Consider the following 15,135-nt stretch of genomic DNA (forward strand, 5'->3'; position numbering starts at 1 on the left):
GTGTTACGAACGCTCAATACAGGTTTACGCGTGCTACGCCGGGCATAACAAAAGCCGTGCCGCACGGAGGGCCTCCGGATGACCGATCACTCCCGGCCGCTGTCGACGAACTCGCGACCGATCGCGCGATGGTCGCCACGGACCGCTGGAGAACTCGACAGAACGAGTCGTGCCCGACCGTCGAACGTCCGCGGGGACAAATGACCGCCGAGTCACCGCCCCGGGACGAGACGGCCCAGCCGACGAACGCGGAGCGAATCGGCGTCTGGCTCGTCGGTGCGCGTGGGAACGTCGCAACCATGTCGATCGTCGGCGCTCGGGCGATCGCGACCGGTCGCGCCGAGACGACCGGCATGGTCACCGAGCGCGACCCCGTCTCGAGCCTCGAGCTGCCGCCCGTTTCGGCGTTCGTCTTCGGCGGCCACGACATCGATCCGACCTCGCTCGTCGACCAGGCCAGACGCCAGTGCGAGCGAAACGGCGTCCCCGACGAGGAGACGCTCGCAAGCGTCCGCGACGACCTCGACGCCGTGGACGAGCGCATCGAAGTCGGAACGGCGGTAAACTGCGGGGCCGCCGTCACGGACGACAGCGACCACCTTAATCGGGACCTCGCGATACGAACCGTCGTCGACCAGATCCGCGACGACTACGAGTCCTTCCGGACCGCCCACGAGATCGACCAGCTCGTCGTCGTCAACGTCGCCTCCACCGAACCCGAACTCGCCTCGCCGGAACGATACGATACCCGCGAGGCGCTCGAGGACGCCATCGATTCGGACGATCGGGACCTGCCCGCGAGCGTCCTCTACGCCTACGCCGCGATCGGCGCGGGCCATCCCTTCATCAACTTCACGCCGAGCACGGGCAACGCCCTCGGCGGGATCCAAGAACTCGCCGTCGACCGCGGGGTGCCACACGTGGGCCGCGACGCCAAGACCGGCGAGACGCTGGTCAAGTCCGCGCTCGCGCCGATGTTCGCCGGCCGGAACCTGAACGTGCTCTCCTGGGAGGGCCACAACATCCTCGGCAACAAGGACGGCCTCGTGCTGGAGGACGAGGCGAACGCCGCCGGCAAGCTCTCGAGCAAGGGCGACGTGCTCGAATCCATCCTGCCCGATATCGGCCACAACCGCGTCCGGATCGACTACACGCCCTCGCTCGCGGACTGGAAGACCGCCTGGGACTACATCCACTTCGAGGGCTTCCTGAACACCGAAATGACGATGCAGTTCACCTGGGAGGGCTCGGATTCTGCCCTGGCCGCGCCGCTCGTGCTCGATCTGGTCCGACTGATCGTCCACGCCGACGAGTTCGGCGAGGGCGGCTTCCAACCGCACTTGGCGTCGTTCTTCAAGGCCCCGATCGGCGTCGACGAACACGACTTCTCGGCGCAACTGCACTGGCTGTACGATTACGCCGCTCGCCACAGTGATGCATGACTGACGAGACAGACGCTTCGACTGCTAGCCCGCACGAGACCGACGGAGAAGCCGAGACCGCACCGCCCGAGTTCGGCGCGGAAGCGACCGACGCGACGGGACGCGTCATCGTCCTCGACGTGGTCGGGTTACAACCGCAACACATCGGTGCCGAACGAACGCCGACGCTCCACTCGCTGTTCCCCGCCGAGCGCGTCGCCGATCTTCGGCCGCCGTTTCCGGCGGTGACGGTGCCGGCCCAGACGACGCTCGCGACCGGAGTCGGTCCGGGAGAGCACGGCGACGTTTCGAGCGGCGAGTTCGACCGCGAGCGCGAGGTCGCCGAGTTCTGGGAGCGCGACCGCGGCGATCGAAACCGGATCTGGGAGACCGCGAGCGAGGCCGGCCTGACGACGGGAGTCCTGTTCTTCCAGCACCTGATCGGGACGAGCGCCGACGTCGCGGTGACGCCCTCGCCCATCGAGGACGAGGATAACAACTTACTCGAGATGAACTGCTGGACGAACCCCGACGAGTTCTACGACGACCTCCGATCGGAGCACGCCCACTTCCCGCTGCACAACTACTGGGGGCCGGGGGCGAACGAGGAGGGCAGCCGGTGGATTCTCGCCGCAGCGAAGGAGGCGGTCGACCGATTCGATCCCGACCTGCTGTGGGTGTACGTCCCCCACCTCGACTACGTCGGCCAGAGCGACGGCCCCGGTTCCGAGGCGTTTCGGGCGGAACTCGAGACCGTCGACGACCTGCTCGGGGACTTCCTCTCGTTCCTCGCCGAAACCGATCGCTGGGACGAAACCGTCGTCAATCTCGTCAGCGAGTACGGCTTTCACGACGTGGAGCGGCCGCTGTTCCCGAATCGCGTCCTCCGGGACGCCGGACTGCTCGAGACCGACGCGGCGGGCGACGCCGATATCCCGAACTCAGAGGCGTTCGCCATGGTCGACCACCAGATCGCGCACGTCTACGCCGACGACGGTGCGCTAGAGACGGCTCGGGAACTGCTCGGTGAACTCGACGGCGTCGACACCGTCATCGGCGACGCCGAGAAGGCCGAGCGGGGGATCGACCACCCGAACGCGGGCGAGTTCATCCTCGTCGCCGACCGCGACGCCTGGTTCCAGTACTATTGGTGGACCGACCACGCGAACGCGCCGCCGTACGCGACCGACATGGACATCCACGACAAGCCCGGCTTCGACCCCTGCGAGCTGTTCTTCGGCGACGACGGCCTCGTCTCGCTCGACGCGACAACCGTCAGCGGCTCCCACGGTCGCGCGGACGAGTCGGCCGTCGGCTGCTACGGGCTCGGCGGCCCGGCCGCAGCTGAACTCGCGCCCGAACTCGAGGAGACGGTCGACGCGACGGCCGTCACGCCGACGATTGAGGCGTTGCTCGACATCGCGTGAATCGGCGGCGCTGCACTCGGAGGTGGCCGCCAGAACGGTGCTGTAAAGCGGAGCGTTCGGAACGCAACCGACGCGCACGTCAGTGCGTCACACTATCGGCTCGGAACGGAACGTTTTTTATTAACCCTCGGCAAGCAGTGAGTGCGTACGAGGTGCGCTCCGTTGGTGAGACGGACGGTGTCCGTCGAAGCTCGGAGTGGCGCAGTGTATGCGCTCCGTTGGTGTAGTCCGGCCAATCATTTCGGCCTTTCGAGCCGATGACCTGGGTTCAAATCCCAGACGGAGCATTTCTGCGATCGTAGTGAGCAAAGAGCGCACGTGCTGGAGTTTGAAGCGCGGCAATCCGAGCGGAGCGAGGATTTGCATCCGATGCAAATCCCAGCCGGAGCTATCGCGGCCGAGTTTTACGCAGAAGCATTCTTCTCAGCAACCGACGTGAACTACAGAACGGAAGCGACCGTCGGAACGGTCCGTGTCTGGCCGGTCACCAGCGTAGCGGGGTAGCGTGATCACTGTAGTCCCCCCATAGGAGGCCCCAATCACGTGTTAGCAGTTACTAACATGCGAATAGCATCCCCCGGCAGCGCTCTCCCTGTAAAAGAGGCGCTTAGAACGACCGAGACCGTCGGTCAAAACGGGATTACTGACGTGGCAACGACGGATCGTTGTCGGAAGCAAATACAGGGAACATTCTTCGCGGAGAAATATCGACCAGCGGCCGAAACTGTGGAAACAGCTAATGGCTGGCCCGTCACCTGCCAAATTGTGCCATGGCATACGGTACCGACCCAAGAGACCGATACAGTTACGGCGAGGTCAGCGACAGCGATCGCCGCGAGTTCTTGAAAGCGCTCGGGGTAATCGCGGGCGGCAGCGTTGCGGGAGCAACGTTGAACGATCTCAGACAGAACGTTTCGACCGAAACAACGAGCGGCCTGGCGGAGATGGGGACCGCGCTGCAGGACGGGCTGACGGGGACGCTCGATGCGGCGCTGTTGAGCGAGCAACTCGCGGCGCTCACGGAGTCCGTCGAGTCCCTGCCTGAACTCGAGGCGATGGGGGTTCCGGACGCGGGAGCGGAGGCGTATCAGTCGTTGACGACACCGGCGTGGGAAATCAACGACCACCTCGCGGAAGTCGGCTTTTTCGCGAGTGCGGAGGAGACGCTCCCGGCGTTTACGCCCGACCATATCGAAACGACGACGCGACAATTGGTTCACATCGATGGGTTGCCGGCGACGCTTTCGGAGGTCGGCTTCGCGGAGCGCGAGCAGACGGCGCTCGTCGTCAACATCGTTAACGCGAGAGAACAGCTTTCGTGGTGGATGGCGACGCCGGACTATCCGCCCGCGGATGCGGTCGACGACGGCGTCGTCTACGAGTACGTCGCACCGCTCCACCAGCGGGCCGCGGAAGGGGCGCTGCTGTGGACCGACGGGCTCGACCACTACCTCTGGCAGCGCGAGCCGCTGGTCACCGGCGAGATGATCGACCGCGGCCTCTGGGACGTCAAGTCCATGCTCGGCGGATACTACCTGCTCGGCTCCGCCGCGCGCGACCTCGCGGCCGAGGACATCGCAGACGACCACCTGACGACGCTGACGACCGCCAGTACCGCACTCATGATCATCAGCCAAGAGTTCCTGATCACGGACGTGATCCGGATTACGGACGATAAACGCGCGCCGCGGAGCGCGGTATCGAACTAGCGGACCATGACCTACGAATCACACCTCAGCGACCTACCGGAAGACGCACCGTGGCACGAAAAACCGGGCGAGTCCATCGTCGAACAGGGAGATACGGACCAGATCCCCGAACGGGACGTTACCGAGTCCGATCTCGCGGAGACGCAGACCGACGAGACGAATTGGCTGATTGCCGGCGGCGGCTACGAGGGCCACCGACACACGACGGCCGAGGTCATCACGCCGGAGAACGTCGGCGACCTCGAACTCGAGTATCGACTCGAAATTGCGGAAGACCCGAACGACTTCCAGGGATCGCCGATCGTCGTCGACGGCGATCCGCCGATCATGTACACCACGGTCGGGCCGGACATGTTGTACGCGCTCAACGCTCGAACGGGGGACATCCTCTGGACGCACTTCTACGAGAACAGCGACGGAGCGTCGGAACAGACACCGCCCGCCGAACGCGGGGCGGCCGTTCTCGGTGATACGGTCTACAAAAGCACGCTCGATCTCGGCGTGCTCGCGATCGATCGTTACACGGGCGAGGAACGCTGGTACTACAATGGCGCAGCGTACTACCGCGGCCAGGTCGCGGACGAACTCACGCACGAAGAACTCAGCTGGGAGCGCTCCCGCGGGACGACCTCGTCGTTCCCGCCGCTGATCTACAACGGGCGGATCATGAAGGGGAGTTTCGGCGGCGAGTTCGGCGTCAGCGGCTTCTTCGACTGCATCGACCTCGAAGGAAACCCGCAGTGGCGTGTGAATATGACGCCGGAACACGAGTGGGTCGGCGATTCGTGGATGCACGGCGGCGCGACCGCCTGGGCGGCGGGTGCGGTCGAACCCGACTCGGGAACGGTCGTGATTCCGTCGGCGAACCCGGGACCGTGGTACGGCACCGTTCGACCGGGCTACAACCCCTACTCGTGCGGGAAAGTCGCCGTCGACATCGAGTCGGGCGAGTACCAGTGGCACCACCAGGACTCGCCGCACGACTGGTGGGACTACGACTCGCCGAGTCCGCCGGTCGTCTTCGAGGCGGAACACGAGAGCGAATCTCGGAAGTTTGCAACCTGGCCGGGGAAGACGGGCTGGGTGTACACGGTCGATATGGAAACCGGCCAGCTCCACCAGCGCAGCGACGAGTACGTCCAGCACCTCAACACGTTCAACCTGCCGCCGTACGACGATCTCGAGAGCGCACCCTGGGTCATGCCGGACCTGATTGGGGGGACGAACCCGCAGCCGAGCGCGTTCGATCCGGAATCGCGGACGCTAGTCGTTAAAGGGACCAACTACCCGATGAAGTTCTCCTGGTTCGAGACGGAGTACGAACCCGGCCAGCGATACATCGGGATGGACACGGTCCGGAAGACGGAACCGACGCAACCCGAGGAGGGCGACCAGCCGGAAGAGGACGTGCCGGCCGACGCCGAGGAGCTAGAGCCGGGCGAACAGCGCGAGGGTGACGAAACGCCGGAAAACGAAACGGTAGCCGACAACGGCGGCGACGACCTCCACGCACCGGAGGAGGACGCCGACGGAGGCGACGAAGGTGCTGCGAAAGAGGAGGAAGCGGAGGCGGAAAACGGCGACGAAGACGGAGGAGAAGACGATGCGGACGACGGCAACGGCGAGCAGGAAAGCCTCATCGACGAACCGGTTCCGGAGTGGAACCAGAACGCAGGCGTCATCGCCGGCCTCGATCCCCTGACCGGCGATGTCAAATGGCAACACTGGTTTAGCTGGGAGGCCGGCCCGCCCTGGGGTGGCTCGTTGACCACGGCAACCGGTGTCACGTTCGCGGGCGGACCAACTGGGTTCCTCCACGCGCTCGACACCGAAACCGGCGAAGAACTCGCGACGCACGAGGTCGGCGACCACGGCGTCGATGGCGCGCCGATAAGCTGGTACGATCCACACGAAGGGAAACAGTACGTCGCGATCCCCGGCGGCGGTGGCAATCAAGTCGAGGAGGAAGGGAACACGGTGGCCGTTTTCTCGCTCCAGGAGTGACGACGGTCGAAACCCCCGGGTGATCGACGGCATCGATCGCCGCCTTACTCCTGCGACCGGTGACGGTCGACGACGCAATCGAGAGCAACCGGCGTTCGATCGCCTCGGTTTTCGGCCGTGACTCAGCGCTGGTCACTTTTCTCACACCTGAATCGTAGCGGTAGTTGGCAGCGTGTGGCGTGTGAATTTGCGTGATGGCCCCCTCTAGATACAGCACTACGCGTCAACCGAACGGATTTCGTTATTACGTAATGCCTATACTTCGAACCAATCAGCGTCAAGCCGTGCCGACTGATACAGTAGATTCGGAAGCTCGCACGCTTGACCGAATCCAATTCTGTTTGCAACTCGAGCTCGGACTAGCTGGTATCGTGTTCGGTGTGGAACACTTGCCGACATCATCGAGTACCAAATTCCGGCAGTCGTGTGGTTCGCTGTCTCCGCCGTCCTGCTCGCGTATGCGGTGCATCTGAGCAGACGGTCCTGACAGCGGGCGACGGACAGCGGACGACGGACGATGGATAACGGACAACGGATAAGAACCCGTGCTGGAAAAAGCAGTTTAGAAGCCGGTCTGGACGACTTGCAACTCGATTGCGACCGACGCCGCTGAACTCGTCAGGCGTCGGTCGACTCGTTTGCGGTTGACTCGTTCTCGGCGGCGTCCGTCTCGGTCTCAGTGTCGGTCTCGTTCGAATCGGTGTCGGTTTCCGACTCCGTTTCGGTGCTCGCGTCCTCGTCTCCCGTTCCGTCGTCTTCGGCGGTGTCGCTTTCGTCCGCAGTAGACTCGTCCGCCGTGACGATTCGGCTCACGTAACCCTCTCCGTCGAGCGTCGGGGTATCGGACGAAAGAACGTACATCTCGCCGTTCGCGTCGCGACCGAAGCCGTAGACGAGGTGGTTCATCGAACCGTCGCTGCCGACGTCGTCCTCGGACTCGACGCCGAGTTCTTCGATCGGCCAGAGGTCGACCTCGTTGGGTGGAGAGTACGTGTTCTGGTCGGCTTCCGCTCCGTCGCTTTCGCCGGTACTCTCGCCGTTGCCCTCGGGATCGATCGGTTCGAAGTCCGGCCCGCTCTCGTTCTCGGTGTTGTTTCCGGCGTCCTCCTCGGGTGCGTGGAGGTCGTCACCGCCGTTCTCGGTGTCTGTGTCGGTGCCGTTTCCGTTCTCGTCCTCGTCGGTCGTCTCGTCCGCACCGTCGGCACCGCCCGTCTCTCCGTTAGGCCACCCCTCCGGCGGCCGCGCGAGGAAGAGACGGCCCGGTCCCTCGCCGTCGCGACTCCAGTCGCCGAAGACGTACGTCCCCTCGAGTTCGGAAACGGACCCGCCTTCGTACATGTAGCCGCCGGTGATGGAGACGCCGATCTGTTCGATGTCGCCGGTGTCGTCGCTCGTCTCTTCCGTGTCCTCGGTTGCGTTGGTGTCCTCGCCGTTGCCGTTGCCGTTTCCGTTTTCGGCATCAGCATCGGTTTCGTTGCCATTGCCGCCGTCATCACCGTTCTCAGTGTCACCGTTCTGGGCGGTGCCGTCTCCGTAGCGACCCATGTTGGCCTGGTGCGGGTATTCGATGACGGGACCGCGGAGCGGTTCGCCGCCGCGGACGTCCGATGGCGTTTCGGCGGGGCAGTCTTCGGGCGGATCGTCCGGGGATTCCGTGCTGAAGCAGTGGGTTCCCTCCCAGACGTTCCAGCCGTAGTTGCCGCCCGCCTCAACGTGGTTGACGGTTTCGAACAGCGCCTGGCCGACATCGGCGACGAGCAGTTCGCCGTCGTCGGTGAACGAGATCCCCCAGGGGTTGCGCAGGCCCCAGGCCCAGTACTCGTCGAGTTCACCTTCCATGTCGACGAGCGGGTTGTCCTCTGGAATCGCGTAGGGCTGGCCGTCCTCACCCTCGCCGTTGATATCGATTCGGAGTATTCCGCCGAGCAGGTTTTCGGCGGTGTCCTGGCCGTTCCCACCCTCGTTCTCGTCGTACCAGTCTTCGACGTGGCCCTCGCCGACGTCGTTCGCGCCACCGCCGTCGCCCGTTGCCACGTACAGGCAGCCGTCCGGCCCGAAGGCGATCGCCCCGGAGTTGTGGTTGAACTGCGGCTCCGGAATCTCGAGAATCCGCCGCTCGGAGTCAGGGTCCGCCTGCGAGTTCTCGTCGTCGGTCGTTTCGAACTCCGCGAGCACGAACGTGTGGTCCCAGCCGTCGGGAACCTCGTCGGTCGGCGGCGCGCTGTACCGGACGAAGAACCGACCGTTCTCCTCGAAGTCCGGGTGGAAAGCGAGTCCGAGCAGTCCGCGTTCGTCGAAATCGCCCTCGAGTTCGACCATGCGATCCGTTACGTCGAGGAAGGGTTCGTCCGCGAGGCCGTCATCGTCGAGGACCCAGATTTGGCCGGCCTGGTCGACGACGAACTGGCGGTCCTGCTCTTCGTCGGCTACTTGCAAGTTGAGCGGGGCCGTCAGCCCGTCGGCGATCGTCTCGAGACCGATCGTCGGTCCCTCGCCGATGATCGTCTGCGATTCGTCCTCGGCTTCCATTTCCTCGTCGCCGTTCCCGCCCTCGCCGGCCAGTTCGATCTCGCCGCGCATGCTTGTCGGATGGGGCTGGCAGTAGTACTCCGCCATTCCCTCCTCGGCGGTGAACTCGACTTCCTGGGTCTCGCCCACACCGGAGACGATTTCGGTTTCGACGAAGTTCTCCTCGCCGTCTGCGTCTTCGATGGCGAAGTTGTGGCCGGCACCGTCTAAGTTCTCCCAGGTGAGCGTGTACGATTCGCCCGGAACTAACTCGAGTGTCGGATTGTCTTCGTCCGCGATCTGTTCGGGTGATTGGCCGACCCAGCCGCTGGTTCTGCCGCCGAGTTCGATTTCGGATCCGAGCCCGTCGTCCTGGGCGAGTGCAGTCGTGGCAACGCCCGAGACCGAGGCCAGTGCGGTCGTTTGCAACAGGAGTCGTCTGGAGAGCGTTTTCGAATCAGGGTGATGTCTTGACATAGTGTATGAGTGTCTCCGAATGTGCGTTCGCTTGGTCGCCGATCGTATCGCGCTGTCGACACGCTCTGTGTCGAATAGCGACGTGTCCTCGTCGGACAATAAACTGGAGCGATCGTTCCCCTCCTAATCACGACTTGGCTCCGCCGTCGCGACGAGTTGCCGGCGAAAGACGGATTTAGCGATCGGTAATGAGGTGTTCCCTCCGCGGAATACTGCTGCTCCGGCCGTATTCGCCGCGACGATAGACGGAGCGACAAGCGTCCGTGTCAGTGCGAGCAACCCGTTGTTACTGCAGGCGCTGACCGACACTCGTCACGCGAAGAGCTGTCTGGTTTCTAGAACTCGACTGTGGCTGTCCAGCGGGGGACAGAACCGGTGGTGGATTGCGGTTCAACGGACCGAAATTTCGTAATAGTCGGTGTACTTGACGAGTTCACAGTCGTGAAAGCCGGTCGTGGCTGTGGTCTCGAGGACATCGGCGGCATCGACGGTGCCCTCGTGGCTATCCGTGAGGTGGGCGAGCGCTGCTTTGGCGTCCTCGCCGAGTTCGTCGTAGTGGCAGACGCGGGAATCGGCGGGGATGTTCTCGACGCGCTCAATCGTGATATCTACACCCATGGTACTGTACGACACACGATGTGCTCTAACGACTTCAATCCTTCTCCGAGCCGACCTGTTCCGCACCGAACGTGTTCGATCGGTCGATCGCTCCGACAGACCTGAAAAGGCTTAGGGGGTGGCCCTCGCATACACGAGTGTGAGCGAGAATCGCGTCGTTCAGGGGCGAATGGTTACGGCAACGAGACTTGCGGAACTGATCGAGGGAGAGTCGGTGATGGAGGCCGAGTCGATTGCGGAGGCGGACGCGGACTGTCCCGAGTGCGGCGGCAACGTCCTCGAAGTGGGGTACATGCCGTCGGTCACCGAATTCGTCACCGGCCGCAAGTGCCAGGACTGCGACTGGGCGGAAACGGACCGGGAGTGATCGGCCGCCGAGAGCACCGACAGCTACCAGACGACCAGTTCCAGCGCGCAGACGACGGCGGCGAGAAACACGTGCTCGCCGTCGACGACGAACCCGTAGTACAGCGGTCCGTACTCCGGTTTTGCGAACGGGATGTAGAGGGCGACGTACCCGTTCATCGCGAGGACGACGAGAAACGCCGACGAGAGGACGCCGCTTGCGACGAGTGCGATGACGGCGACGGCGACGGCCACGTTCGCACTCTGTGTGACGATCCGGGTCCGTCGCGGGCCGAAGACGTTAGGAACCGTCGCGATCCCTTCTTCGCGGTCGCCCTCGATATCTTTGATATCGAATATCACCGCCGCGATGGTGATCATCGCCGCGACGTAGCCGACCAGAAACAGGACGTCGGTCGTCCAGAGTTCGCGATAGTAGTAGCCCGCGCCCGCGGGGAGCAGTCCCCAGGCGAGGCCGACGAAACAGTTTTTCACGAGAAAGAGTTGCTTGATGCCGACCGTGGAGTACAACAACGCCACGACGAGCGGGATGAGCATGTAGCCGGCACCCGGGACGCCGAGGAAAACGGCGATGGCGATTGCAACGAGGTACAGACAGGTGCCCGCCGCCAGCCAGAGGTGGCCGTACTGCCTCGTCAGCGCCGCCCGCCGTGGGACGTTCGTCTCGTCCTCCGCGAGATCGGTAAGCCGGTTGATCGTGTAGACGAACATCGTGACCGCGAAGACGAAAAAGAGCGGCAACGGGTCGACCGGCAACCCGGCTAGCAGCATCGTCGTGAGGACGACGCTCATCGTCGCCAGCGAGATGAAGAGGTTGCTGTGAACCAGCAACTCGAGCGCACGCGCGATCGACGACCGCCATCGCTCGATACCGTTCGCCGGGGCCGATGTCGTCATTCGGAGACGACTCCGGCACCGGCCCGCGAGCGAGCGAGCAGCGAGCGCCTCTCTCTGACCGGGTCGATGTCACCGGGACCCGTCAACTGAACTCGGGGAGACACGTGCGTCGAGATTGGAACCGTCGCGGGTCAAACCCTTCGGTCCGTGCTCTCTGTCACCACAGTATCCACCGGTGGAAGTGCCTACGCACAATTTACCGTCGATAGCCGATATACCTGCCATCTACCCGACACTGAATCCCCGATACGAGTGAAACTAACAGGATTTAAGCAAGGTCAGAACGCCCGTTCGAATGGCTATGAAACTGCACGAGTACCAGGCGAAGGATGTCTTCGCCGACGCCGGCGTTCCAACGCCGTCGTCCCAACTCGCCTCCGACGTCGACGGTGTACTGACCGCGGCAGAGGAGATCGGGTATCCAGTCGCAGTCAAGGCGCAGGTACAGGTCGGCGGCCGCGGCAAGGCCGGCGGGATCAAACTCGCCGAGGACGAAGATGAGGCCCGCGAGGCGGCCGAGTCGATCCTCGGCATGGACCTCAAGGGCTACCGCGTCGAGCGCGTCCTCGTCGAGGAAGCGGTCGATTTCACCAACGAACTCTACGTCGGGATCACGATGGACCGCGGCGAGGGCAAACCGGTCGCGATGGTCTCGACCAAGGGCGGCGTCAACATCGAGGAAGTCGCCGAGGAGGACCCCGACGCGATCGCCCGCGAACACATCGACCCCGCCTTCGGCATGCACCCGTTCCAGGCCCGCAAGGCCGTCTACGACGCCGGCGTCGACAAGTCGGTCGCGAACGACGTCGCGAGCGTTCTCACCACGCTCTACGACCTCTGGGAGAGCCGCGACGGCTCCGACGCCGAGATCAACCCGCTGATGGTCACCGCGGACGACGATGTCATCGCGGCCGACGCCGTGATGAACATCGACGAGGACGCGTTATTCCGCCAGCCTGAACTCGCCGAGATGGAAGAGGAAGCCGCAAGCGGCGGCGACGAACTCGAACAGAAGGCCGACGAGTACGACTTCGACTACGTCCGACTCGAGGGCAACGTCGGTATCATCGGCAACGGTGCCGGCCTCGTCATGACCACGCTCGACCTCGTCGACTACTACGGCGGCGAACCCGCGAACTTCCTCGACGTGGGCGGTGGCGCGAAAGCCGAACGAATCGCGAACGCGCTGGATATGGTCTTCTCCGACGACAACGTCGACAGCGTCGTCTTCAACATCTTCGGCGGCATCACCCGCGGCGACGAGGTCGCCCGCGGCATCAACGAGGCGCTCGAGCAGTTCGACGAAATCCCCAAGCCGGTCGTCGTCCGCCTCGCCGGCACCAATTGGGAGGAAGGTATGGAGATTCTGAACGAGGACCTCGTGACGGTCGAACAGACCCTCGAGGACGCGGTCGAGCGTACCGTCGCGTACGCCGAGGAGGTGACCGAACAATGAGCGTTCTAGTCGACGACGACACGCGCGTCGTGGTACAGGGCATCACCGGCGGGGAAGGCAAGTTCCACGCCGAACAGATGATGGAGTACGGCACCAACGTCGTCGCCGGTGCGGTCCCCGGCAAGGGCGGCCAGGAAGTCAACGGCGTTCCCGTCTTCGATACGGTCCACGAGGCCGTCGCCGAGGAAGACGCCGACACCTCGGTCATCTTCGTCCCGCCGGCGTTCGCCGGCGACGCCGTCTTCGAAGCCCTCGACACCGACCTCGACCTCGCCGTCGCGATCACGGAAGGCATCCCGACCCAGGACATGGCGAAGGTCAACAAGCGCCTGACCGAAACCGACACCCGACTCGTCGGACCGAACTGCCCCGGCCTCATCACCCCCGGCGAGGCCAAACTCGGCATCCTCCCCGGAAACATCTTCGCCGACGGCAACGTCGGTCTCGTCTCCCGCTCCGGGACGCTAACCTACCAGGTCGTCGACAGCCTCACCAATCGCGGTATCGGCCAGACCACCGCCATCGGCATCGGCGGCGATCCCATCATCGGCACCGACTTCGTCGACGCGCTCGAACTCTTCGAGAACGACGACGAAACCGAAGCCATCGTCATGTGCGGTGAGATCGGCGGCGAAGACGAGGAAGAAGCCGCAGCCTACATCGACGAGCACGTCGACACGCCCGTCGCCGGCTTCATCGCCGGCCGCACAGCCCCACCGGGCAAGCGCATGGGCCACGCCGGCGCAATCGTTTCCGGTTCCGGAACCGGCACCGCAGAGAGCAAGATCAACGCGCTGAACGACGCCGGTGTCCCCGTCGGCGACACGCCCGAAGAAGTCGCTGACAACATCGAATCGTTCCTCGAGTAACGAGTTCAGTATCGCTCGGAAGGGCGGGGCACTGCCGTGACCGCCGTCCGGACGCTTTTTTGCTACCGTTGACGGCCGATGACGAGTCCAGCGACGAACGCGAGCGCGACGATAGCGACCACGACCCCATCGACGACGCTCAGGGCAGTGTAGGGCGAGGACGTTGCCAGGACGCGCGTCACCTGCATCAGGGCGACGACGAGAAACGCAAGGCCAAACATCGACGAAGTCGCGACGAGCGCGCCGCGGCGCATCGCTATCGCCGTCTCTGCCGCATCCTCGGCACCTCGTTCCGTCGGTTCTTCGGGCGGATCAGGGCTTGTTCGGTACTGTTTTCCCATGGTAATAATGGCCACCCAGAGTCCTAAAGCTGTATCCGGCGATCGGTCTAGATGTGAACTGATTGTCGTTACGCGGGTGGACGGTCGCCGTCCCCGACACTCACCGGCACCACACTGACGAACGGTCACGTCCAGTATAGCCTGTGTCCGTCCACATCGAGTGTGATGCGTGTGGCTGTGCACACACAATTCCCGACCGCGCGTTCGACCCCGAGTTCAGTCAGACCGTTTGTCCGAACTGCGGCGGCGAATCGTATACGGTTCGGCGAACTGAACTCGGCTGGCATCCGCCGTGAACGCGGTCTGGGGCGTACCGTGTCGTGTGGTCGGCGTCACATCGACCGTCGAGAGTGCTACGGACAGAAAACGCGGAAATCGACTGCGGGAAGACAGCCGCTGCGCGTGATCGGACTGGGAGTGCCAGAACGGTTTCGCTCGCAGGCGCTGGGGCGTTCCGCAGCGGTCACTTCGCGTCCGCGCATAACAAACCAGCCGACTTCTGTTCGCGAATCATATTGATGACGAAATACAGTACACTACTGGGAAGAAACGAGTGCAGACCGCGTCTAGAAGAGGCCGGTCAGCGACGACCGAAGACGGCTCAGAACGCCGTCCGATTCACCGTCAGCTGCGACAGCGTCCCGTTCCGACTCGGCTTCGGGCTCGGATGCGGATTCGGACGCAGAACTCGTGGCGTCGAACGGAACGTGTGTCTCCGCCTTCGAGTCGTTGGCCCGCTCGCGGTCGGAATCGTGATCGTCCCGTCCCTGCGGCGTCGCTGTTTCGTCAGTCTGTGAACCGTCCGGTTCCGAGCGGCGATCGCTTGCTGGGGTGTCCGGCGTCGTTTCGGACGCTGAACCGGGACCTGGTTCGGTTTGAGAGTCGGATTCGACTTCGGCCTCGGCTTCGGATTCAGTCCCGGGAGCACCCTCCGTGTCGACCCAGAGGAACTCCCGTTCTTTCGTTCGCCCGGTCAACAGGAGCGCCTCGAGTTCACCGTCGTCCGCGAGGAGGTCGTCATCGAGGTCGGTCGGTTCGGCGA

The 15,135-nt window shown here is 63.9% G+C and carries 12 protein-coding genes and 1 tRNA gene; 9 read left to right on the forward strand and 4 right to left on the reverse strand.

Annotated elements, in window-relative coordinates:
- The first annotated feature begins 200 nt into the window (after window positions 1-200).
- The 5 genes from C481_RS08825 (at window position 201) to C481_RS08845 (ending at window position 6,561) form a co-directional block, all read left to right on the forward strand.
- A complete protein-coding gene (locus C481_RS08825) occupies window positions 201-1,442 on the forward strand; it encodes an inositol-3-phosphate synthase (protein ID WP_049904547.1) in 1,242 nt (413 codons plus the stop codon).
- A complete protein-coding gene (locus tag C481_RS08830; protein ID WP_006108840.1) occupies window positions 1,439-2,848 on the forward strand; it encodes an alkaline phosphatase family protein in 1,410 nt (469 codons plus the stop codon). The genes C481_RS08825 and C481_RS08830 overlap by 4 nt, the downstream gene beginning before the upstream one ends.
- Window positions 2,849-3,060: 212 nt before the next feature.
- Window positions 3,061-3,135, forward strand: a tRNA-Glu gene (locus tag C481_RS08835).
- Window positions 3,136-3,618: 483 nt separating this feature from the next.
- Window positions 3,619-4,557, forward strand: coding sequence for a hypothetical protein (locus tag C481_RS08840; protein ID WP_006108842.1), 939 nt, complete (start codon window positions 3,619-3,621; stop codon window positions 4,555-4,557).
- Window positions 4,558-4,563: 6 nt separating this feature from the next.
- Window positions 4,564-6,561 carry an outer membrane protein assembly factor BamB family protein gene (locus tag C481_RS08845; protein ID WP_006108843.1) on the forward strand — a complete coding sequence of 666 codons (1,998 nt, stop codon included), beginning with the start codon at window positions 4,564-4,566 and terminating at the stop codon, window positions 6,559-6,561.
- Window positions 6,562-7,179: 618 nt separating this feature from the next.
- Here C481_RS08845 and C481_RS08850 read toward each other — a convergent pair.
- Window positions 7,180-9,546, reverse strand: a complete 2,367-nt coding sequence (locus C481_RS08850) for a PQQ-dependent sugar dehydrogenase (protein WP_241434670.1) — start codon at window positions 9,544-9,546, stop codon at window positions 7,180-7,182.
- A 390-nt stretch (window positions 9,547-9,936) separates the two neighbouring features.
- Entirely contained in the window at window positions 9,937-10,164 is a 228-nt protein-coding gene (locus tag C481_RS08855; protein WP_006108845.1) for a hypothetical protein, read from the reverse strand.
- 139 nt (window positions 10,165-10,303) lie between these two features.
- Between C481_RS08855 and C481_RS08860 the strand changes: the two genes are divergently transcribed.
- Window positions 10,304-10,531, forward strand: coding sequence for a DUF5795 family protein (locus tag C481_RS08860; protein WP_006108846.1), 228 nt, complete (start codon window positions 10,304-10,306; stop codon window positions 10,529-10,531).
- 23 nt (window positions 10,532-10,554) lie between these two features.
- Here the strand turns inward: C481_RS08860 and C481_RS08865 are convergent, their stop codons facing one another.
- The gene (locus tag C481_RS08865; RefSeq protein ID WP_006108847.1) at window positions 10,555-11,427 is read right to left on the reverse strand and encodes a UbiA family prenyltransferase; all 873 of its coding nucleotides are present in this window, start codon (window positions 11,425-11,427) and stop codon (window positions 10,555-10,557) included.
- Window positions 11,428-11,728: 301 nt separating this feature from the next.
- Between C481_RS08865 and sucC the strand changes: the two genes are divergently transcribed.
- Together sucC and sucD are read left to right on the forward strand one after the other, a co-directional pair.
- Entirely contained in the window at window positions 11,729-12,883 is a 1,155-nt protein-coding gene (sucC, locus tag C481_RS08870) for an ADP-forming succinate--CoA ligase subunit beta (protein ID WP_006108848.1), read from the forward strand.
- Window positions 12,880-13,752, forward strand: a complete 873-nt coding sequence (sucD, locus tag C481_RS08875; RefSeq protein WP_006108849.1) for a succinate--CoA ligase subunit alpha — start codon at window positions 12,880-12,882, stop codon at window positions 13,750-13,752. Before sucC ends, sucD begins: the two co-directional genes overlap by 4 nt.
- A gap of 62 nt (window positions 13,753-13,814) precedes the next feature.
- Here sucD and C481_RS08880 read toward each other — a convergent pair whose 3' ends face one another.
- Window positions 13,815-14,093 carry a hypothetical protein gene (locus C481_RS08880; protein ID WP_006108850.1) on the reverse strand — a complete coding sequence of 93 codons (279 nt, stop codon included), beginning with the start codon at window positions 14,091-14,093 and terminating at the stop codon, window positions 13,815-13,817.
- Between the two features lie 143 nt (window positions 14,094-14,236).
- Between C481_RS08880 and C481_RS22160 the strand changes: the two genes are divergently transcribed.
- Complete coding sequence (locus C481_RS22160) at window positions 14,237-14,389, forward strand: hypothetical protein (protein ID WP_006108851.1); 153 nt, start codon at window positions 14,237-14,239, stop codon at window positions 14,387-14,389.
- Window positions 14,390-15,135: the final 746 nt, after the last annotated feature.

The sequence above is a fragment of the Natrialba asiatica DSM 12278 genome (assembly GCF_000337555.1).
Taxonomy (GTDB): domain Archaea; phylum Halobacteriota; class Halobacteria; order Halobacteriales; family Natrialbaceae; genus Natrialba; species Natrialba asiatica.

Coding starts and splice junctions, on each gene's coding strand:
- C481_RS08825 (WP_049904547.1), top strand. CDS start 201: ATGACCGCCGAGTCACCGCCCCGGGACGAGACGGCCCAGCCGACGAAC.
- C481_RS08830 (WP_006108840.1), top strand. CDS start 1,439: ATGACTGACGAGACAGACGCTTCGACTGCTAGCCCGCACGAGACCGAC.
- C481_RS08840 (WP_006108842.1), top strand. CDS start 3,619: ATGGCATACGGTACCGACCCAAGAGACCGATACAGTTACGGCGAGGTC.
- C481_RS08845 (WP_006108843.1), top strand. CDS start 4,564: ATGACCTACGAATCACACCTCAGCGACCTACCGGAAGACGCACCGTGG.
- C481_RS08850 (WP_241434670.1), bottom strand. CDS start 9,546: ATGTCAAGACATCACCCTGATTCGAAAACGCTCTCCAGACGACTCCTG.
- C481_RS08855 (WP_006108845.1), bottom strand. CDS start 10,164: ATGGGTGTAGATATCACGATTGAGCGCGTCGAGAACATCCCCGCCGAT.
- C481_RS08865 (WP_006108847.1), bottom strand. CDS start 11,427: ATGACGACATCGGCCCCGGCGAACGGTATCGAGCGATGGCGGTCGTCG.
- sucC (WP_006108848.1), top strand. CDS start 11,729: ATGAAACTGCACGAGTACCAGGCGAAGGATGTCTTCGCCGACGCCGGC.
- sucD (WP_006108849.1), top strand. CDS start 12,880: ATGAGCGTTCTAGTCGACGACGACACGCGCGTCGTGGTACAGGGCATC.
- C481_RS08880 (WP_006108850.1), bottom strand. CDS start 14,093: ATGGGAAAACAGTACCGAACAAGCCCTGATCCGCCCGAAGAACCGACG.